The following is a 19733-nucleotide window of genomic DNA, read 5'->3' as shown; positions in this document are numbered from 1 at the left end:
TGGATGTCATGACGTTGCGAGTGGTTCCCGAGGGCCTGGCCGGCGCGAGTGCTGCGGTCGAGGCGCTGACGGCCCGGTTGGCGGCAGCGCACGCGGCCGCGGCTCCGTTGATCACGGCGGTGGTGCCGCCCGCGATCGATCCGGTGTCCTTGCAGACCGCCGTCGGATTCAGTGCCCAGGGCGAGGAGCATTCCGCCGTCGCCGCTCAAGGCGTGGAAGAGCTGGGCCGCGCCGGTGTGGGCGTCGGCGAATCCGGCGCCAGCTATCTGGCCGGTGATGCCGCGGCCGCCGCTACCTATGGGATCGCGGGCGGCTGAATGTGAGTGCGCCCATTTGGCTCGCGTCACCGCCGGAGGTGCATTCGGCGTTGCTGAGCGCTGGTCCTGGACCGGGGTCGCTATTGGCGGCCGCCGGGGCATGGACCTCGCTCAGCACCGAATACGCCTCTGCGGCAGCAGAACTCAGTGGGCACCTAGGGGCGGTACAAGCGGGGGCTTGGCAGGGACCCAGTGCCGAGCGGTATTTCGCCGCGCACACGCCATACCTGGCCTGGTTGATGCAGGCGAGCGCAAACGCCGCAGGCGTAGCGGCCCAGCACGAGGTTGCCGCGACGGCCTACACGGCTGCCCTGGCGGCCATGCCGACACTGCCGGAGCTGGCCACCAACCATGTCGTTCACGGTGTGTTGGTGGCGACGAATTTCTTTGGGATCAACACCATTCCGATCGCCGTGAACGAGGCCGACTACGTGCGGATGTGGCTGCAGGCCGCCACCACCATGGGTGTTTACCAGGCCACGGCCGGTGCGGCATTGGCCTCGGCGCCGCGTACCATGCCGGCGCCGATGGTGCTGGCCCCCGGTGGCGAGGCGCAACCGGCGGCCGATCTGAACCAGGCAGCGGCGAGCGCGCAAGCCACCAATGCCGGTTCGTCGCTTGACAGTTCGGACAGCATTTCCCAATGGCTGCAAAACCTCATCAAGCAGCTCGAGAACTTCCTCTCCAATCCCCTTCAGTCGCTTCAGCAGATGCTGAGCGACTTCCTGACCAACCCTTCGGCGGCGCTCGTTACCTGGGCGCCCCTGCTCTTGTTTGTCGCATACGAGGCGTTCTGGGTGCCGGTCGGATCTTTCACCTGGGGGGTCATGCTGAGTGCACCCCTGTGGATACCTCTAGTCATCGTCGGGCTGACGAATCTGCTTTCGTTGGACCCGCTCGACTTTGACGCCGTTCCAGACGGCACACCGGTGGAGCCGACGCCGGTTTCGGGCGGTGTCAGTCAGCAGCAGCCCGCCGCGGTTCCCGGAATCTCCTCGACGGCGGCAAGTGCATCCGGAGCACCGGCATCCGGCACGGCGTCCGGGGTGCCCGCCAGTGCTGCTCCGGCGCCGGTTCCAGCTGCGCCGAGTTTTCTCTATGCCATTGGCGCCGTTGATGATTGGGGTCCCGATGTAGGTCCGACATTGGGCGGTCGCGGTGGCATCAAATCACCCGCGTCGACCATTCCCGCGGCCGGTGCGGCGGCGCCGATTCGGGCCGACGCGCGGGCGCGCCGGCGCCGTCGCGCAGCGATGCACGACCACAGCGACGAGTTTTTGGACATGGATTCCGACATCGGCGTCGTCCCAGACTTCGGCGCGGGCGCATCGAACCAGGGCGCCGGACCGCTGGGGTTCGTCGGCACCGCGCGCAAAGACAGCGCTGCCCAGGCGGCGGGGCTGACCATGCTGGACGGCGATGAATTCGGCGGCGGCCCGAAGATGCCGATGGTGCCTGGAACTTGGCAATCTGACCCGTCCGGTGCCAGTGGCCCCGACGGGTCCGGATCAGCCCGGGAAGGGGGGACCTGACAGTTAGCCAAAGAGTTCTCAACAAGCTGGTGATCAATCGAAACCCGAAGGGAGACAAGTCATTATGAGTATGTTGGACGCTCATATTCCGCAGTTGGTAGCGGCTGAGTCGGAGTTTGGCACCAAGACGGCCTTGATGCGGCACACCATTGGTCAGGCTGAGCAGGCGGCGTTGGCGGCGCAGGCGTTTCACCAGGGCGAGTCCGCGGTGGCGTTCCAGGCTGCGCACGCTCGCTTTGTCGAGGTAGCAGCCCGGGTCAACACGTTGCTGGACATCGCGCAGACGAATCTTGGTGCCGCCGCCGGTACATATGTGGCCACCGACGCCGCGGCCGCGTCGACTTACACCGGATTCTGACCCGCACCTACTAATCGCTGACCCGAAAGGACATTCTGATGTCGCAGATCATGTACAACTACCCGGCGATGTTGGGCCACGCCGGGGATATGGCGGGCTACGCCGGCACACTGCAAGGCCTCGGTGCCGACATCGCCAGCGAGCAGGCCATCCTGTCGAACGCCTGGCAGGGCACCACCGGTATGACCTACCAGGCCTGGCAGGTCCAGTGGAACCAGGCTATGGACGACTTGGTGCGCGCCTACCAGGCGATGGCCACCACCCATGAGTCCAACACCATGGCGATGATGGCGCGTGACCAGGCCGAAGCCGCCAAATGGGGCGGTTAGTACCGGCTAGATGAGCGTCAAACCGAATGCCGTCGAGCTGACGGTCGATCACGCATGGTTCATCGCGGAAACCATTGGGGCGGGCTCGTTCCCATGGGTGCTGGCGATCACCACCCCGTACCGCGATGCCGCGCAGCGGAATGCGTTTTTCGACCGTCAGCGGGCCGAGCTGACCGAGATGGGTCTGATATCGGCCGACGGCACCATCAATCCCGCGGTCGCTGACTGGATCCGAGTGGTCTGCTTTGCCGATCGGTGGCTCGACCTGCGCTTCGTGGGCCCCTCCAGGTCCGCCGACGCAGGCTTGTTGCGCGGGTTGGTCGCCCACCGCGGCGCCACCACCAACGGCATCCCGAAGACGGTCGTCGCGCTGCGCAGTGCGCAATTGATCACCATCACCGCGATGCAGGTGGACGGCCCGCTGGCGCTGGTCCCGGTGCTCTGTGTCGGCCTGGCACAGCGGTCGCCCGCGCGGTTCGACGAGTTCAGCATGCCGACGCGGGTCGGCGCCCGTGCAGACGAGCGGCTGAGGTCGGGCACCCCGCTCGCGGAAGTCATTGAGTACCTGGGTATCCCGGCGTCAGCTCGCGCGGTGGTGGAGTCGGTGTTCACCGGCCCGTGCAGCTATGTCGAGGTCGTCGCCGGGTGCCGCCGCGACGGCCGGCACTCCACCACCGAAGTCGGGATGAGCGTCGTCGACACCACCGTGGGCCGGGTGCTGGTGAGCCCGTCCCGCGCATTCGACGGGGAGTGGGTTTCCACCTTCAGCCCTGGCACACCATTTGCGATCGCGGTCGCGGTTGAACAGCTGACCGCCAGTTTGCCTGACAGCCAATGGTTCCCGGGCCAGCGGCTGTCCCGAGATTTCTCTGTTCAATCGTCCTAAGCCCAATCGTCATAGCACCAAACAGATAGAGAAGAGAGCACGATGTCTCACCAATGGCCGCAAACCTCGACGGAGGTCCGGTGACGTCCGGCGCCGTCATGCCGATCGTCCGCGTCGCGATTCTCGCGGACAGCAGGTTGACGGAACTGGCCCTGCCCGCGGAGTTGCCACTGCGCGAAATCCTGCCCGCGGTACACCGGTTGGCGGCTCCAGCCGCTTCCGACGGCGACGCCGGGGATCCGGCTGATGCGGCTACCCACCTGAGCCTGGCCCCGATCGGCGGTGCGCCGTTCAGCCTGGATGCCAGCCTGGACACCGTCGGTGTCGTCGACGGTGATCTGCTTGCGCTGCAGTCGGTGCCCGTCGGTCCGGCCGCACCCGGCATCGTCGAGGACATCGCCGACGCCGCGATGATCTTCTCCACCTCGCGGCTAAAGCCGTGGGGCGCAGCTCATATCCAGCGTGGTGCGCTGGCGGCGGCGATCGTCGTGACCCTGCTTGCAACCGGCCTCGCGGTCACCTACCGGGTCGCCACGCACGGCCTGGCCGGACTGCTTGCGGTCAGTACGGTCGCGGTGGTCGCCGCGGTGACCGGTCTGGTCGTCAGAACGCGTTCGGCGGCCGCGGGGATCGCGCTGTCGGTCGCGGCGCTGGTGCCGATCGGTGCCGCGTTGGCTTTGGCGGTGCCCGGGCAGTTCGGTGCGGCGCAGCTGCTGCTGGCCGCAGCGGGCGTCGCCGCGTGGTCGCTGATCGTGCTGATGGTGCCCGGCGAGGGGCGTGAGCGCATCGTCGCTTTCTTCACAGCCTCGGCAGTCGTCGCAACCGTGGTCGGGCTGGCGGCCGGTGCCGAGTTGCTTTGGCAATTACCGGTATTGTCCATCGGCTGCGGTCTGATCGTGGCGGCGCTGTTGATCACCATCCAAGCGGCTCAGCTGTCGGCGCTGTGGGCCCGCTTCCCGCTCCCCGTCATCCCGGCGCCGGGTGACCCCACGCCGTCGGCGCCGTCGTTGCGGGTGCTGCGGGATTTGCCGCGGCGGGTGCGCGTCAGCGATGCCCACCAGAACGGGTTCATCGCTGCGGCCGTGCTGCTGAGCGTCCTGGGGTCGGTGGCGATCGCATTGCGGCCCGAGACGTTGAGTGGCTTCGGCTGGTACGTGGTGGGAGCCACCGCAGCCACCGCCACGCTGCGCGCCAGGGTGTGGGATTCGGCCGCCTGCAAGGCCTGGCTGCTCGCCCAGCCGTATCTAGTCGCCGGTGTGCTGTTGGTGTTCTACACGGCAACCGGACGTTATGTCGCCGCGTTGGGGGCGGCCCTGGTACTCGCGGCGCTGCTGTTCGTGTGGGTGGTGGTCGCGCTGAACCCGCGGATCGCCTCGCCGGAGAGTTACTCGCTGCCGCTGCGCCGCCTGCTGGGATTCGTCGCCGCCGGCCTGGACGCCTCGCTGATCCCGGTGATGGCCTACCTGGTCGGGTTGTTCGCCTGGGTACTGAATCGATGATCCGAGCCGGATCAATCCGTCTCGCAGCGACTTTGGCCTCCCTCACGGTCGTCGTCGCGCTGACATGCCCGTCGGCAGTCGCCATCACCAGTCCGAAGGTCGACCCGGCTGTACCGCCGCCGAGCGGCGCCCCGGGACCTGGACAGCCGATGGAGCAACGCGGCCCGTGCAGCACCTCTGGAACCATCCCGGGCACCGACGCCGGCATCGCGACGCCGAGCCAGACGATGCTGGATCTGCCTGGCGCGTGGCGCTTTTCGCGCGGCGAGGGCCAGCTGGTCGCCGTGCTCGACACCGGGGTGCGGCCTGGTCCGCGGCTGCCCAACGTCACCGCTGGCGGCGACTATGTGGAAACGACCGACGGCCTGACCGACTGTGACGGGCATGGCACGCTGGTCGCCGGGATCATCGCCGGACAGCCGGCAGACGACGGTTTCTCCGGCGTCGCCCCCGGGGCTCGGGTGGTGTCGTTGCGGGTGACCTCTGCCAAGTTCTCGCCGAAGACTCCAGGCGGCGATCCGCTTCTGGCGCAAGCGACTTCGGACGTTGCGACGCTGGCCCGCGCGATCGTGCATGCCGCCGACCTCGGCGCCCGGGTGATCAACATTTCGTCGACAACCTGCCTGCCCGCCGACCGGCCCATCGACCAGACCGCACTCGGCGCAGCCCTGCGGTACGCGGCGGTGGACAAAGACGCGGTAATCGTGGCCGCGGCGGGCAACACCGGGCCGACGGGATCGGTCACCGGCGGTACTTCCTGCGACTCCAACCCGCTCACCGACCTTGGGCGGCCGCAGGATCCGCGGAACTGGTCGGGGGTCACGTCCGTTTCGATCCCATCGTGGTGGCAGCCGTACGTGTTGTCGGTGTCCTCCTTGACACCGGATGGGAAGCCATCGAGATTCACCATGGCCGGGCCCTGGGTCGGTATCGCTGCACCCGGCGAAAACATTGCGTCGGTGAGCAATCGCGACGGCGGCGGCCTGGCCAACGGCCTGCCCGACGAGCACCAGAGGCTGATACCGCTCAGCGGCACCAGCTACGCCTCCGGCTACGTCTCCGGCGTCGCGGCGCTGGTGCGCAGCAAGTATCCGGCACTGACCGCAGAGCAGGTGGTGCACCGCATCACCGCAGCCGCCCACAATGGCGCCAGGGCCCCCTCCAACCTCGTCGGCGTCGGCAGTGTCGACCCGGTGGCGGCGTTGACATGGGAGCTGCCCGCCGGTCCGGCTGGAGGTGCCGCGCCGGTCAAGCCGGTCGCCATTCCCCCGGCCCCGGCGCCGAAGGACAACAGACCGCGGGTCGTCGCCTTCGCGGGGACCGCCGCGCTGGCTCTGGTCGTCGCGGCCGTCGCCGTGGCCGTCGCGATCACCTCGCGCCGACGAAAGGACTCCACCTCGTGAGCCAATCCATCGTGTGGCCGGGAACCGGCCGCATCACGCTCGCACTGCTGGCCGTAGTGCCCGCGGCGATGGCCTACCCGTGGAACTCCAACCGCGACTACTGGCTGATCGGCATCGCCGCCGCAGTCGTGATCGTGCTGTTCAGCTGGTGGCGCGGGCTGCACCTCACCACCATCCTGGGCCGCCGGTTGGCGATGCTCTTCCGGCGCAGGCACCACGCCCACGAATTCAGCAGTGACACAAGCGCGACAGCGCTGTTGCGGGTCGGGCCGTCCGATGGCGGGCCGGATGTCTTCCCGCTCCCGCTGGTCGCCGGCTACCTGAACCGCTACGGCATTCGTGCCGACAAGGTGCGAATCACCAGCCGCGGCAACGCATCTGGTACCCAGGAGACCTGGGTCGGTCTGACCATATCGGCGGTCGACAACCTGGCGGCGCTGCAGGCCCGGTCGTCGCGCATCCCGCTACACCAGACCACGCAGGTCGCGGCCCGCCGGCTCGCAGACCACCTGCGCGAGATCGGCTGGGAGGCCGGCGTTGTCGGGGCCGAAGAAGCCCCGCGCCTGGTCACGTCGGTGGCACGCGAGAAGTGGCGTGGGCTGCCGCAGGGGTCGGACTACCTGGCGGCATACCGGGTCGCCGTGGATGGCGAGCTGCCCGAGACGCTGCAGGCGATTCGGTCTCATCCCTCTCGCGAGACCTGGACCGCGCTCGAGATCGCCGGCGAGCCAACCAATTACACGGTCGCCGCCGCGTGCGCCTTTCGCACCGAACGCCAGCCGGGCAGTGCGCCGCCGCTGGCCGGCCTTGTTCCGCAGCGTGGGAATCAGCTGCCGGCGCTGACGACTTTGAATCCGTTGTCCACTCGGCGCCTCGACGGGCACACTGCTGCGCCGGCCGACCTGCTGACAAGCCTGAATTGGCCTACTCCGCTCACCGGTGCCCACCGTGCACCGCTGACCGAGGCCGCTCCTCGAAGCTGACCTAGTCCCGATGGTGGCGACCCGCCGCGCCCGGCTGCGCCGCGCTTGCGATCGCCACTAGTCCCAATGGTGGCGACCCGCCGCGCCCGGCTGCGCCGCGCTTGCGATCGCCACTAGTCCCGATGGTGGCGACCCGCCGCGCCCGGCTGCGCCGCGCTTGCGATCGCCACTATTCGAACATGAAGCTGTGCAGAAACGGGGTCATCCGCCGCAGGTAGTCCAGCTGGCTGATGTGCATTACATGGCTGCCGGGAAACCAATGCAGCCTGCAACGATCCCAATGCTCCCAAAGCATTACGGCGTGTTCCGGCGGAGCCATCCGATCGCCGAGGCCGGTAATGATCATCCGGCGCTCCTTGGGGACAACCGGCAGGTAGCTCAGCGGGCAGTGGTATGCCAGCCCGGCGTCTAATTCTCCGCGGTCGATGCCGGTGAGCCACAGCCCCAGCTTCACCAGCTCGCTGGCCGGGAACCACTCGCCGAACAGGTTCGCCGGGGTGACGACGGGGCAGTTGGGAATCACGGCCTCGAGCCGGTCTTCGACCGTCGCGAGCAGCGCGGAGGTATAGCCACCCAGCGAAAGGCCGGTCAACGCCACCCGTTCGACACCGGTGTGGCGCAGATAGTCCACGACGGAACGGAAGTCGTGCACGGCTTGGGCCATCGACTCGGCGAAACCGCTCAGCCCACGGGCGAAGTAGCCGAAACCGCTGAACGGCGAGTACTTTTCGGCTCGCCGGCCGTGAAACGGCAACGTGTACAGCAGCACGTCGTAGCCCGACCGGTAATACCACGGCAGCGAAAAGAACAAGCCGTTGAGCACGTAGGACGAACCCATGAAGCCGTGGATGACGCACAGGGTGGGACGTGGTCCGTCGTCGTGGCGCCAATGCTGCGCCCGCACGATGTTATTGGACCGCAGCTGGCTCCATTGTTTGCGCAGTGCGGGATTGATCGCCCTGAAGCTGCTGGCGAATTCGATGTTCTCGACGGTGCCGTGTGCGATGCGCTCCGCGATCACGTTGGCCCGGTGCGACGAAACGCGCGGCAGTTCGGTGGGCGCCGGAAACGACTTCGCCGGATCCCGTTCGGCTGCCAGCTCGGCATAGAAACCCAGCTTGCCGCGCTCACTACCGGATTGGCGCAGGACGTTGGCAACCACGACCGGCGCCACTGTCGTCGTCAGCACCGATGCGACGGCGGTACGCATCGCGAGGTCGCCGATCGCCGAGGTGTCGACGACCAGGCGCTGGCCCAGCGGCAGGTCGGAGCGTCGCGGCAGTCCCTCGGCGCCGGCCGGCACGTCAGCGCCGGGTACATCGGGAATGGGCGGATCGATCGGTTCTGCGTCGGACATCGGTGTCAGCTCGCCTTTCTTGCCGATGCACGCGATGGTATCCCGTCGTAACGGCGCCGCCTGCGCATATGGCCGGTGTCGTTGCCTTGCTACCCCGGTAGTGCACATGCGGGAACCATTCGGTAATACGGTTTGTCTAACCGTGGCGATGAGCGACGGTGTTGATCAGGAGGACCGACATGTGGGATCCCGACGTCTACCTGGCCTTCGCGGACCATCGCAGCCGCCCGTTTTACGACTTGCTCTCGCGGGTGGGCGCCGAACGTGCGCGGCGGGTGGTCGATCTCGGCTGTGGACCGGGCCATCTGACCCAATACCTGTCCAAGCGCTGGCCCGGCACGGTTATCGAGGCGCTGGACAGCTCGCCGGAGATGGTGGCCGCCGCCCGGGAACGTGGAATCGACGCCACCACCGGGGACTTGCGCAATTGGAAGCCCAAGCCCGACACCGACGTGGTGGTCAGTAATGCTGCCCTGCATTGGGTGCCCGAGCATGCCGATCTGCTGCTTCGCTGGACCGGGGAGCTCGCCCCGGGCTCGTGGATCGCCGTGCAGATGCCGGGCAACTTCGAAACGCCGTCGCATGCCGCCGTGCGAGCCCTGGCCCGTCGGGAGCCCTACGCAAAGATCATGCGCGACATACCGTTTCGAGTTGGGGCAGTGGTACAACCACCGGTGCATTACGCCAATCTGCTGATGGACGCCGGATGCCGGGTAGACGTCTGGGAGACCACCTATCTACACCAACTCAAGGGTGAGCACCCGGTATTGGAGTGGATCACCGGCACCGCACTGGTCCCGGTGCGCGAGCGGCTCGACGACGAGGACTGGGAGCATTTCCGTCAGGAGCTCATCCCGTTGCTGGACGACGCCTACCCGGCGCGGGCCGACGGCACCACGATCTTTCCGTTCCGGCGGGTGTTCGTCGTCGCCCAGATCGGATCGCGCCGCGCCGGCTAGGGCGTATCTGACGAAGTTTCACTGAGTTGCACCGAGATTGACGGTAGCGCGGAAATGTCCGAGTAGGAGTCGCGCCAGCGTCGATCTCGGCGCTGACGGCGGTTACCGGCGGGTCTGCGTGGGCTGCTCCTCAATACCGCGGTCGAAGGCGATCGCCGAGCGGCTGGTCACCTTCGCATGGTGGGTCTTCAGATACGTTTCGGTGTAGCGCGCCGCGATACGGGAGCCGGCGAAATCCGACGGTATCACGTCGTCGATCCGCTGGCGCCAATCATGCAGGCGCACAGCCAGATCGGCCGCGATCTCGGCAATCTTCCCGGAATCCTCGGAGCCAGCACCGGTAAGCAGGTTGTTGGTCTCGGTGGGATCCGCGCGCAGATCGTAGAGTTCGCGCTCCGGGCGCGGCGCCGTGACCAAAGGTGCGACCGCCAGACCGGACGGGCTTTCCTGGATGTCCCACGGCAGGTCCAGCAACGGTCGCGGCACGTAGTTCTCGATGTAGCTGTATTCCTTTGTGCGGATTGCCCGTATCGGGTCGAACGCGTCGTGATAGGTCTTCATGGTGTACAGGTGCTCGCGGACCGGATCGGCTGGCTCGTCGGGCGCGAGCAGCCGGGCCGCGTGCGACACCCCCTCGACATCGGCCGGCACATGGATGCGGAGTAGGTCCAGCACCGTCGGGACCAGGTCGACGCCACTGAACAGCTCGTCGTAGATCTTCGGTGCCAACGCCCGGCCGGTGGGCGGACGGACGATCATGGCGATGCCGGTTCCGGCGTCGTAGAGCGTCGATTTCGCGCGGGGGAACGCCGGACCGTGATCGGTGAGGAACACCACCCAGGTATTGGCGTCCAAGCCGGCCTCGGTCAGTGTGTCCAGCAGCTGGCCGACGGCCGCGTCGGCCGTGGCGATGGAGCCGTAGAAGTCGGCGAGGTCCTGGCGTACCTCGGGGGTATCGGGCAGATAGTCGGGCAGCTTGACGGCCGCGCTGTCGGCCGGTTCATAGCGCTCCGGTGGATAGGGCCGGTGGGTCTCGAAGAATCCGGCGGTCAACAGGAACGGCTGACCGGACTTCACCGGCGTGCCGCCGCGCAGCCATTCCTGCACCTTCTCGACGACGTACTCGCAGTAGGAGTTCGATACGTCGTACTCGTCAAAGCCCAGCCGCTTCGGGTAGGACGTCTCGTGCTGCATCCCGAAAAGTGCTGAATACCAGCCTGACTCGGACAGGATCTGCGGTAGGGTCCGCACGCCGGCGCGGTACTCCCAGCCGTGATGGGCCAGACCGACGAGTCCGTTGCTCTGCGGGTAGCGGCCGGTGAAAAGCGATCCCCGCGACGGCGAGCACAGTGGCGCGGTGGAATGGGCCCGGGTGAACAAGATGCCCTCTGCGGCAAGCCGGTCCAGCCGGGGGCTGGACACATCGGAGTGCCCGTAGGCGCCGAGGTAGCGCCCCAGGTCGTGCCAGTGCACCAACAGCACATTGTCACGGCCGGCCATCACAGCTTCAATCCTTCCCGTCACCTCGTCCGGCGACGATACCTGAGCCGTGATCCCATCGGTTCTCGGAAACGAACTCGGCCAGCGGCCGCGCATACGCCCAGCCGTCCAGCTCCAGCGCGGGCCGATCCGGAAATTCCGGTACCGGTCCCAGACACAGGATGGCCACCGGTTCTGCGCCGGGGGGCATGCCGAGCAGGTCTGCCAGCCGTTGCGGATCGAAAAGGGAAACCCAACCCATGCCGAGGCCTTCGGACCGCGCCGCCAGCCACAAATTCTGGATGGCGCATGACACCGACGCCAGATCCATCTGCGGCAGCGTTCGACGGCCGAAGACGTGCGCGGCGCGCTCGTCGCACAGCGCCACGACGAGAAGCTCCGCGCACTCGCGGATGCCCTCGACCTTGAGCTGCAGAAACTCCTCCGCGCGCGGCCCCAGGGCTTTCGCGGTGAGCCCCCGCTCCTCGTCGACCAGCGCGTGGATGCGCGCGCGCAGCAGCTCGTCTGTGATCCGGATGAAGCGCCACGGCTGCATCAGGCCCACACTGGGTGCGGCGTGCGCAGCCTGCAGCAGCCGTGCCAGCACATCCTCGTCTACCACCCCGCCGGGCACGAACCGGCGCATGTCTCGTCGTTCCGAGATCACCCGGTAGACGGCCTGGCGCTCCTGCGGACTGAACGCATAGGGGGGCACGAGAGCCATCGTAGAAAGCCCGGGCCGCGGATCACGATCACGGACTGAACGTGACGCCGACCGCGCGGAACACGTATTCGGGTGGCACGTCGAAGACCAGCGATCGACTCGGCAGGCGGGCGAGCACGTCATCCGGGATGGCGTCCTTGTAGTGCAGCGAGAGCTGACCGCTGAATTTCGGGTCGACGTGGGCGACGTCCAGATCGAGCTGCAGCCCGGTCGGCGAGATGTCGGCGGTGGCGGCGCCACCGCGCTGCGCCTGGTCCCAGCGCACGTCGATCATGCGGCCGGCCAACCGGGGCACCACCGACAGCGTGGCGAGCACCCGCTCGGGGGTGAAGGCCAGCGAACCCACGAAGCTGCCGACCGTGTGTGAGGCCCGCAGACCGGGAATGGCGCCGCTGAACCGCCTGGTGACCGCGACGTACTCGGCAAGATAGAAAGGGTCTTCGGCCTCGATCTCGGCACGCAGATCGGCGGGTAGCTTGCCGATGCCGAACAGCTTGCGAACATAAACCGCCATACGACAGTATGACGGACCCTGGCATCCGTGCTGGTATCGATAGTGGGGTGACCCGCCCCCGAATCCTTGCCGTTTCTTGCGCTGTTCTCGCCGTCGTGGTCTACACCGGCATGTGGTTGGGCTATCGCCAGAACTGGAGCTGGCTGCACACCGTCGATTGGTCGTTGCTGAATGCTGCGCACGCCATCGGGGTCAAGCATCCGGGCTGGGTGCGGTTCTGGGACGCCGTGTCGTTCATCCTGGGCCCAATCCCGTTGCGGATTGTCGGCATGGTCGGCGCGGTGGTCTCGGCGGTCAAGCGCAATGTGCGGGCCGCGCTGTTGCTGCTGACCTGTTTGCCGCTGACCACCTTCGTGACGTCGACGGCCAAGGATCTGGCCGGCCGTCCGCGGCCGGTCACCGCGTTGGTAGCCGTGCCGCAGACGTCGTTCCCGTCGGGGCACGCGCTGGAGGCGACGGCCGCGGTGCTGGCGCTGCTCACCGTTGTCCTGCCAGTGCTCAGTGGGTGGTGGCGGTGGACGGCGGTCGCGGTCGGGGCGGTCTGGGTGCTGGCGGTCGGCAGTGCCCGAGTGGCGCTGAACGTGCACCATCCGTCCGACGTGCTGGCCGGCTGGGCGCTGGGCTATCTGTATTTCCTGTTGTGCCTGTGGGTGATTGGGTGGACCGTTAGGTCACGACAGGGTGACCGAACCGGGTCTGAACATTTACTTGACCCAGCGGTGGAACCCATCCGACGATGAACGGATGCGCCGACTGGGAGCTCTGCTGTGCGCTGCGGCGTCCCTGCTCGGCGCATGGCTGTTGCTTGCCCCGGTGAGTTGCGCGGTCGGCAGCCCCTGGTTCGCAAATTCGGTTGGCAATGCCACACAAGTGATTTCGGTTGTGGGGACTGGCGGTTCGAACGCGAAGATGGACGTCTATCAGCGCACGGCTGCCGGCTGGCAACCGGTCAAGACGGGAATTCCCACCCACATTGGTTCTGCCGGCTTGGCTCCGCAGGCCAAGAGCGGGTACCCGGCCACCCCGATGGGGGTTTACAGCCTGGACTCGGCGTTCGGCACCGCGCCGAATCCCGGTGGGGGACTGCCGTATACGCAAGTCGGACCCAACCATTGGTGGAGCGGAGATGACCACAGCCCCACCTTCAACACCATGCAGGTGTGCGAGAAATCCAAGTGCCCGTTCAACACCGCTGAGAGTGAGAATCTGCAGATTCCGCAGTACAAGCACGCGGTGGTGATGGGTGTCAATAAGAACAAGGTGCCCGGCGGCGGCGCCGCGTTCTTCTTCCACACCACCGACGGCGGCCCCACCGAAGGCTGTGTGGCGATCGACGACGCCACGCTGGTGCAGATCATCCGGTGGCTGCGGCCCGGTGCGGTGATCGCGATCGCCAAGTAGCGTTTCACCGGCGAGCAGACGCAAAATCCCCTAATTCCCAACCAAATTGGGCGATTTTGCGTCTGCTCGCGGTGGTTAGTCGGCCATCGCGCGGCCGGGTTTGACTTTGAAGTTCAAGCCGTCCAACGACATCGTCGCCTCGTAAGTCCGGTCGTACCCGGTGGCGCTGATTCGCCATTCGCCGTCGCTGCGGCGGTACTGGTCACGGTAGAAGGCCGCACCGATCAGCATGAAATTGAACTCGGCCACGATCACCCGGTCCTGCAGGTACCAACTGCCCGACGCGGTATCCCCGGTCACGTCGATTTCGGGATGGGTCACCCGATGCTCGGTGACGACGTTGGGGCCGCAGGCGGAACGCATGTATTCCACCAGATCGGCGCGGTTGGTGAAGTGCAACTCCTTACCGACCGACGATCCGTAGTCGCCGCGCACGTCGTCGGTCAGCGTGTCGGCGAAGTCGTCCCAGTGCTTGGTGTCTAGCGCACGCAGATACCGGTACTTGACCCGCTTGATCGCTTCTACATCGGTCGCTGCATCGTTAAGGCTCATCAGGTCATTGCAGCATACGGCGACAGGTCAACTGCTCTCCAGGTAATGGGTGACCATGTCGATCAGCGTTCGTCGCTCCTGAGACCAGTCGATCGGGGTGCCGATGATCATCTGCGCCAGCACCATTCCGCGCAGTGCGGCCCAGATGACGTCGGCCACACCGGAATTCGCCGGATCATCGGCTATCAGGCGGCCGAGCTGGCCGATCGCCTCGTTCATCTCGAGCAGGTGGCGGCGCGAGGATTGGTCCGGCCCGCCGCGGATGGCCCGCAGGATTTCGAAGGCCGCCAGTGAAGTGGGACTGCTGTAGCAAGCCCAGGCGGTGTCCACGACGACCTCGATGCGCTCGCGCAGCGGTAGTTCGCTGACATCGGCCGATGACAGGCTCTCGACCAGCCTGGAAACCCCTTCGTCGACGACCGCCATCAGCATGCCGTTGCGGTCGCCGAAGTGGTACTGAATGACGCCCCACGTCACGCCGGCGCGCTCGGCTACATGCTTGGCGGTGGCTGCCGCGAATCCCTCCTCGACGATGCAGCGGACCGTCTCATCGATGATCTTCGACCGGGTGTCGTCGCCGCGCTTGCGCGGCGCGCTGGTACGCCGCGTCGGGCTGATCGAGCGGGCCTGGCCTGCGGTAATGGACATTGTTGACTTTATAACATAAATTTGACTATTTTTGGGCGAGTGAGCGCATCTCGATACGCGCGGTTGTCCCGTGCGGAGCTGGCCGTCCTGGTACCCGAGCTGTTGTTGATCGGGCAGCTGATCGACCGCTCCGGCATGGCGTGGTGCATCAAGGAGTTCGGCCACGAGGAAATGCTGCAGATCGCCATCGAGGAATGGGCGGGCGCCAGCCCGGTCTACACCAAGCGCATGCAGCGAGCACTGAACTTCGAAGGCGACGACGTGCCCACCATCTTCAAGGGCATACAGCTCGACATCGGGGCTCCGCCACAATTCATGGATTTCCGTTACACGATCCATGACCGCTGGCACGGAGAATTCCATCTCGACCATTGTGGGGCACTGCTTGACGTGGAACCGATGGGCGACAAGTACGTCCGCGGCATGTGCCATACCATCGAGGACCCGACGTTCGACGCCACGGCCGCGGCCGTCAACCCGCACGCGCAGATGCGGCCCATCCACCGGCCGCCTCGGACGCCGGCAGATCGGCACCCGCACTGCGCGTGGACCGTCATCATCGACGAGTCCTACCCGGTCGCCGAGACCATTCCGGCGGTGGACGTCATTCGCAAAACCCGCGCCGCGACATGGGAACTCGACCCCGTCGATCGGTCTGACGAGGGGCAGGCAGATTACTCGGGACCGTTGATGTCCGATTTCGACTTCGGCGCCTACTCGCACTCGGCGTTGGTACGGGTGGCCGACGAGGTCTGCCTGCAGATGCACATGCTCAACCTCTCGTACGCGATCGCAGTGCGAAAGCGGGCCCGCGACGACGAAATGGCGACCTCGATAGACACCCAGCAGCTGATCGGGTTGGCCGGCGTCGCAGCCGAGCGCATTCACCGAGCTCTCGAGCTGCCCGCCGGAACAGACGGTGTGCTACGGGTTTTGGAGTTACACCCGCTGCTGAACCCGGCCGGTTACGTGGTAGCAGACGTGAATGCGAACCGCCTTGTGGTACAACGCTCGCCGGCTCACGACGACGGCGCTTGGATTTCACTGTGTTCACCGGAATCCGTGAAACCGTTGCAGGCGATCGCCACTGCCGTCAACCCGCATATCCAGGTTCAGGTCAGCGGGACCAGCACGGACTGGGTTGCTGAGTTCGACGAATCTGAAACCGCTGCAACCGAATTGCCAGAGGTCATGGTGGCCAAGGTCAGTCGCGGCTCGACGTTCCAGTTCGAGCCGAGGCGTTCGCTGCCACTTACCGTGGTATGACCTGACGCCCGCTGTCAAGGGGTTGGCGGTACCGCTTCGGTGACGACACGGCATCGACCATGTACCAATGGGCTTGCGACCCAACCGCATCGGACCTGTCCGCGGATAAGGTTGACGCTGGCCAAAGACCCCTATCGACGAAAGTTTTCGCTTTATGTACGACCCTCTTGGGTTGTCGATCGGAACCACCAACCTCGTCGCAGCACGTAGCGCAAGTCCGCCGGTCACACGTCGGGCTGTGCTCACGCTCTATCCGCACTGCGCACCGAAAGTTGGTGTGTCCCAGAACGACGCGGAGAACCCGAACCTTTCCGCACCCGGTGTGCTGGTCAGCGGGTTTGTCGAGCGCATCGGCGGCTCGGTCGCACTGGTGTCCAGCGACGGGTCCGCTCACGACCCGGACCTGCTGATGGTCGAAGCCCTGGACGCTATGGTCAACGCCGCCGGCGCGGATGCGAGTTCCTCAGAGATCTCCATTGCCGCGCCCGCGTACTGGAAACCGGCAACGGTACAGGCCCTGCGGGACGGGCTGCGCACCCATGTCGGCTTCGTGCGGAGCGGGATGGCACCGCGTTTGGTGTCGGACGCTGTCGCGGCATTGACTGCGGTGGACTGCGAACTGGGACTGCCGGACGATGGCGTTGTCGGGCTGCTCGATTTCGGTGGCGCGGGCACCTCGGCCACGCTGATCAAACTCGGTACGGACTTCGAGCCCGTCAGCCCCACGATCCGGTGCCGGGACTTCTCCGGCAACGAGGTCGATCAAGCATTGCTGCTGCATGTCTTCGAGGAACTCGGCCACAGCGGCGATATGGACCCGGCCAGCACCCAGGCGTCCGGGGGGATCGGTGAGCTGACCGAACAATGTCGTGCGGCCAAAGAGCGCTTGTCTACAGACCAGGTCACGGAACTGACCACCAGCTTCCGCGGGTACAACTGCAGCATCCAGATAACTCGGGACCAGCTCGAGGATCTCATCCAGGATCGGCTGACCAGCTTCATCTACGCGTTCGACCATCTGCTGGTGCGTTGCAAGAAGGGCTGGCCGGAGCTGGCAGCGCTGGTCGCCGTCGGCGGCAGCGCCAGCATTCCGCTTGTCACACATCGCCTTTCGAGACACGCTCGGATACCGGTGCTGTCTCCGTCGCAGCCGGAGCTGGCCGCGGCGACCGGTGCGTTGCTGCTCGCCTCGGGCCGCGATCACCTGGAGTCGCGGACCCGGACGTCGATCGGCCTGGCGACGGCGGCAGCCGGTACGAGTGTCATCGAGCTGCCGGCCGGCGACGTGATGGTGATCGACGAGGATGCCATGACCGACCGTGAGTTGGCGTGGTCTCAGACCGAGTTTCCCGGCGAGGCGCCGCCTCGCCTGCCCGTCGACTCCTACGACGAAGACGGTCCTTCCCCGTGGTCGATGCGCCTGAACATCATCGATCCGCCGAAGGCACGACGGCGGCGATTCCGGTTCTCGCAACTGGTCATCGGGCTGTGCTCGGTCGTGGCCGTGACCGCGATCGGCGGTGGCGTAGCTGAGGGCGGTGGCGGAACCGGACGGGGCGCAAGGGAACTGACAGGCGGGGCGGGCAGGGGAGCAGTGTTGGGCACGGTCGGCGCCTGGCGGTTTTCGACGCCGGTCAATGTGTACGCCACCACCGCCGCCGTCGCCCACGCCGCCGCCCCCGCCGGTGGTGACGCCTACCGCGCCGCCGCGGGTCGCCACCACTGCGCCGCACACCACGACGGTGCGTCCCACCCCGCCGTCGACCACTCCGCCGACCACGATGGCCACCACTCCGCCGACCACGACGACTACCACTGAACCGACCACGACGACCACCACCGAGCCGCCTACGACCACCACCACCACGACCACCGTGCCGATGACGACCGAATGGTTGCGTATCCCCCTGGTTCCGGTGCCCATACCGGTCCCGGTTCCGCAGAGCCAGGTGCCGCCCCCGCAAAATCCTGCGCCAGTCCAGCAGTACCCGCAGAACCCGTACCTGGGTCCCGGCTACTGACGACGTCTTGGTTTCGCCGATCAGGCGAAATTTCCTCGATCAGGCGAAGCTCGCCCGACCGCAGGCGGGTACCGTTGGTGTATCCAGTGCGGTGGGGTTTCGGGTGCTGAGCTAATCACCGAGCCTGGTTCGGGGTTTTCTCGGAGCCACTGACCCGTCGCGACGGCAGCTAGCCGGCAGAGCGGCAAAAGGGGTCTTTGGAGGAGTAGTGGACATCGTACTTGGCGTATCGATGGAACCTACGACGGTCCGATTGGTACTGATTGAGGGCGACAATGCCGACGGCGTGACCGTCGAAGAGGACAATTTCGAGGTTGACGCCGCAGGACAGTCGGCCCCGCCCGGCGCGGTGGCCGACCAGGTGATCGAGGCGATCATCGGCACCCGCGAAGGCGCGGTGCAGGGCGGCTGCCAGTTGACGTCGACCGGGGTGACCTGGACGGACCCAGCCGAGGTCGCCGTGCTGCGTGACAAGCTCGCCGCCCTCGACATCAGGGGCGTGATGCTGGTCTCGCCGTTGCTGGCCGCCGCCGCGCTGGCGCAGACGGTCGGCGTCTCGCTCGGGTACGAGCATCTCGCGATGTTGTTCGTGGAGCCCACGAACGTGACGTTGGCCGTGGTCGACGTCGCGGACGGGTCGATCGTCGACCTGCACCGGCAGTCCCTGGACGGTGACGGACAAGATGACGGACATTGCGACACTCAACCCAGCGTCGCGGCTCGGCTGGCGACGATGATCGCGGGTCTAGACGCGCGGGGATCGCGGGCCGACGGTGTATTCCTGATCGGCTGTGGAACCGACATCGTCCCGCTCAAGCTCGCGCTCGAGGCGTCGGCCCCGCTTGACGTGACCGCTCCCGAGGAGCCCGACATGGCACTCGCCCGCGGGGCGGCGCTGGCGTCGGCGAATGCGCCGCTGTTCGCGTCCTCCACGGCCGCATTGGCCTACGCTCTGGACCCGGGAACCGGAGAGGTGAACCCAGGCTCGCTCAGTCCGACCTACCTCGACGTCAGCGCCCACGCCGACTTGGGCGATGATGTTCGCGCATACAGTGCCCTGGCTGATGAAGCCGACGATTTGCGCATGCGACGGCGCAGGCCGTTGGTACTGGTTGGTGGCACCCTCGCTGGTAGCGCCGCGGCCGCGGCTGCGGTGCTGGCCCTCACGCTGACGTCCGACCGGCCGCCTCCCGTTCCGCAACACAGGCATGGCGGAGCCGTGGCCACCCCGGTGAGCCAGGCGCCGGCTGAACTTCCGCCCGCGCCGTCGCCCGCACCAAGCGTCGCTCCCGCTGAGCTTCCGCCAGCAGTCGCCGCCCCCCCGCCGCCGTCCCCGGCGGAACAAGTCCCGCCCAGCGTGGCGCCGATACCGGCCGCGGCGGCCCCCCCCCCCGCTCGCGCCCCGGCCACGCGTGCGCCGGCGCCGCGGGAGCAGGCCCCCGCCCCGGCGGCGCCGCCTCCGCCGCCGCCGGCCGCGCCGCCTCCGCCGCCCCCGGCCGCGCCGC

At 66.8% G+C, this 19733-nt stretch carries 19 protein-coding genes and 1 pseudogene; 14 read left to right on the top strand and 6 right to left on the bottom strand.

From position 1 onward, the window contains the following. Positions 1-8: 8 nt before the first annotated feature. The 8 genes from A9W99_RS02105 to eccE all read left to right on the top strand — a co-directional run bounded on the left by A9W99_RS02105 (position 9) and on the right by eccE (position 7307). Entirely contained in the window at positions 9-317 is a 309-nt protein-coding gene (locus A9W99_RS02105; protein WP_067373466.1) for a PE family protein, read from the top strand. Between the two features lie 2 nt (positions 318-319). Next, positions 320-1849 (top strand): PPE family protein, encoded by a 1530-nt coding sequence (locus A9W99_RS02100; RefSeq protein WP_156622907.1) that lies wholly within the window; start codon positions 320-322, stop codon positions 1847-1849. 64 nt (positions 1850-1913) lie between these two features. Then, complete coding sequence (locus A9W99_RS02095; protein ID WP_067238878.1) at positions 1914-2207, top strand: type VII secretion protein EsxS; 294 nt, start codon at positions 1914-1916, stop codon at positions 2205-2207. Between the two features lie 38 nt (positions 2208-2245). After that, entirely contained in the window at positions 2246-2536 is a 291-nt protein-coding gene (locus A9W99_RS02090; protein ID WP_067238882.1) for a WXG100 family type VII secretion target, read from the top strand. Between the two features lie 10 nt (positions 2537-2546). Continuing rightward, the gene (locus tag A9W99_RS02085) at positions 2547-3422 is read left to right on the top strand and encodes an ESX secretion-associated protein EspG (RefSeq protein ID WP_067372678.1); all 876 of its coding nucleotides are present in this window, start codon (positions 2547-2549) and stop codon (positions 3420-3422) included. A 53-nt stretch (positions 3423-3475) separates the two neighbouring features. Continuing rightward, positions 3476-4921, top strand: coding sequence for a type VII secretion integral membrane protein EccD (gene eccD, locus A9W99_RS02080; RefSeq protein ID WP_156622906.1), 1446 nt, complete (start codon positions 3476-3478; stop codon positions 4919-4921). Continuing rightward, the gene (gene mycP, locus A9W99_RS02075) at positions 4918-6324 is read left to right on the top strand and encodes a type VII secretion-associated serine protease mycosin (protein WP_067372675.1); all 1407 of its coding nucleotides are present in this window, start codon (positions 4918-4920) and stop codon (positions 6322-6324) included. Before eccD ends, mycP begins: the two co-directional genes overlap by 4 nt. Beyond that, entirely contained in the window at positions 6321-7307 is a 987-nt protein-coding gene (eccE, locus tag A9W99_RS02070; protein WP_067372672.1) for a type VII secretion protein EccE, read from the top strand. The genes mycP and eccE overlap by 4 nt, the downstream gene beginning before the upstream one ends. 169 nt (positions 7308-7476) lie before the next feature. Here the strand turns inward: eccE and A9W99_RS02065 are convergent, their stop codons facing one another. Beyond that, complete coding sequence (locus A9W99_RS02065; protein WP_156622905.1) at positions 7477-8664, bottom strand: S9 family peptidase; 1188 nt, start codon at positions 8662-8664, stop codon at positions 7477-7479. Positions 8665-8843: 179 nt separating this feature from the next. On the opposite strand from A9W99_RS02065, the gene A9W99_RS02060 reads away from it, so the two are divergent. Continuing rightward, positions 8844-9623: a trans-aconitate 2-methyltransferase gene (locus A9W99_RS02060; RefSeq protein WP_067372669.1), complete on the top strand. Its 780-nt coding sequence runs from the start codon at positions 8844-8846 to the stop codon at positions 9621-9623. Between the two features lie 102 nt (positions 9624-9725). Here A9W99_RS02060 and A9W99_RS02055 read toward each other — a convergent pair whose 3' ends face one another. Genes A9W99_RS02055 through A9W99_RS02045 form a run of 3 tightly spaced genes read right to left on the bottom strand, consistent with a single transcriptional unit; the run spans position 9726 to position 12340 of the window. Beyond that, the gene (locus A9W99_RS02055; RefSeq protein WP_067372667.1) at positions 9726-11123 is read right to left on the bottom strand and encodes a sulfatase; all 1398 of its coding nucleotides are present in this window, start codon (positions 11121-11123) and stop codon (positions 9726-9728) included. A 7-nt stretch (positions 11124-11130) separates the two neighbouring features. Next, entirely contained in the window at positions 11131-11826 is a 696-nt protein-coding gene (gene bluB / locus A9W99_RS02050) for a 5,6-dimethylbenzimidazole synthase (protein ID WP_067372664.1), read from the bottom strand. 28 nt (positions 11827-11854) lie between these two features. Then, positions 11855-12340 carry a hypothetical protein gene (locus A9W99_RS02045; RefSeq protein WP_067372661.1) on the bottom strand — a complete coding sequence of 162 codons (486 nt, stop codon included), beginning with the start codon at positions 12338-12340 and terminating at the stop codon, positions 11855-11857. A 47-nt stretch (positions 12341-12387) separates the two neighbouring features. Here A9W99_RS02045 and A9W99_RS02040 point away from each other — a divergent pair, with 47 nt between their 5' ends. Beyond that, on the top strand, positions 12388-13080 hold the full coding sequence (locus tag A9W99_RS02040; protein ID WP_067372658.1) for a phosphatase PAP2 family protein: 693 nt from the start codon (positions 12388-12390) through the stop codon (positions 13078-13080). 4 nt (positions 13081-13084) lie between these two features. Next, positions 13085-13741: a L,D-transpeptidase gene (locus tag A9W99_RS02035; protein ID WP_067372655.1), complete on the top strand. Its 657-nt coding sequence runs from the start codon at positions 13085-13087 to the stop codon at positions 13739-13741. Between the two features lie 75 nt (positions 13742-13816). On the opposite strand, the gene A9W99_RS02030 is transcribed toward A9W99_RS02035, so the two are convergent. Together A9W99_RS02030 and A9W99_RS02025 are read right to left on the bottom strand one after the other, a co-directional pair. Beyond that, positions 13817-14293: a nuclear transport factor 2 family protein gene (locus A9W99_RS02030; protein WP_067372651.1), complete on the bottom strand. Its 477-nt coding sequence runs from the start codon at positions 14291-14293 to the stop codon at positions 13817-13819. Positions 14294-14320: 27 nt separating this feature from the next. Next, on the bottom strand, positions 14321-14941 hold the full coding sequence (locus A9W99_RS02025) for a TetR/AcrR family transcriptional regulator (RefSeq protein ID WP_067372648.1): 621 nt from the start codon (positions 14939-14941) through the stop codon (positions 14321-14323). A gap of 39 nt (positions 14942-14980) precedes the next feature. Here A9W99_RS02025 and A9W99_RS02020 point away from each other — a divergent pair, with 39 nt between their 5' ends. From A9W99_RS02020 to A9W99_RS02010, 3 genes and pseudogenes are all read left to right on the top strand, one after another. After that, positions 14981-16207 (top strand): hypothetical protein, encoded by a 1227-nt coding sequence (locus tag A9W99_RS02020; protein WP_067372645.1) that lies wholly within the window; start codon positions 14981-14983, stop codon positions 16205-16207. 154 nt (positions 16208-16361) lie between these two features. Continuing rightward, positions 16362-18228, top strand: a pseudogene (locus A9W99_RS02015) (Hsp70 family protein). Between the two features lie 208 nt (positions 18229-18436). Continuing rightward, on the top strand, positions 18437-19733 hold a 1297-nt coding region (locus A9W99_RS02010), incomplete at its 3' end, for a hypothetical protein (protein WP_082929801.1).

This window comes from Mycobacterium sp. 1164966.3 (assembly GCF_001665395.1).
In the GTDB taxonomy this organism is placed as follows: Bacteria; Actinomycetota; Actinomycetes; order Mycobacteriales; family Mycobacteriaceae; genus Mycobacterium.
This window is presented reverse-complemented; position numbering and strand designations above follow the sequence as displayed.

Coding starts and splice junctions, on each gene's coding strand:
- A9W99_RS02030 (WP_067372651.1), bottom strand. CDS start 14,293: ATGAGCCTTAACGATGCAGCGACCGATGTAGAAGCGATCAAGCGGGTC.
- A9W99_RS02095 (WP_067238878.1), top strand. CDS start 1,914: ATGAGTATGTTGGACGCTCATATTCCGCAGTTGGTAGCGGCTGAGTCG.
- A9W99_RS02090 (WP_067238882.1), top strand. CDS start 2,246: ATGTCGCAGATCATGTACAACTACCCGGCGATGTTGGGCCACGCCGGG.
- bluB (WP_067372664.1), bottom strand. CDS start 11,826: ATGGCTCTCGTGCCCCCCTATGCGTTCAGTCCGCAGGAGCGCCAGGCC.
- eccD (WP_156622906.1), top strand. CDS start 3,476: ATGGCCGCAAACCTCGACGGAGGTCCGGTGACGTCCGGCGCCGTCATG.
- A9W99_RS02060 (WP_067372669.1), top strand. CDS start 8,844: ATGTGGGATCCCGACGTCTACCTGGCCTTCGCGGACCATCGCAGCCGC.
- mycP (WP_067372675.1), top strand. CDS start 4,918: ATGATCCGAGCCGGATCAATCCGTCTCGCAGCGACTTTGGCCTCCCTC.
- A9W99_RS02055 (WP_067372667.1), bottom strand. CDS start 11,123: ATGGCCGGCCGTGACAATGTGCTGTTGGTGCACTGGCACGACCTGGGG.
- A9W99_RS02105 (WP_067373466.1), top strand. CDS start 9: ATGACGTTGCGAGTGGTTCCCGAGGGCCTGGCCGGCGCGAGTGCTGCG.
- A9W99_RS02065 (WP_156622905.1), bottom strand. CDS start 8,664: ATGTCCGACGCAGAACCGATCGATCCGCCCATTCCCGATGTACCCGGC.
- A9W99_RS02045 (WP_067372661.1), bottom strand. CDS start 12,340: ATGGCGGTTTATGTTCGCAAGCTGTTCGGCATCGGCAAGCTACCCGCC.
- A9W99_RS02025 (WP_067372648.1), bottom strand. CDS start 14,941: ATGTCCATTACCGCAGGCCAGGCCCGCTCGATCAGCCCGACGCGGCGT.
- A9W99_RS02085 (WP_067372678.1), top strand. CDS start 2,547: ATGAGCGTCAAACCGAATGCCGTCGAGCTGACGGTCGATCACGCATGG.
- A9W99_RS02035 (WP_067372655.1), top strand. CDS start 13,085: ATGCGCCGACTGGGAGCTCTGCTGTGCGCTGCGGCGTCCCTGCTCGGC.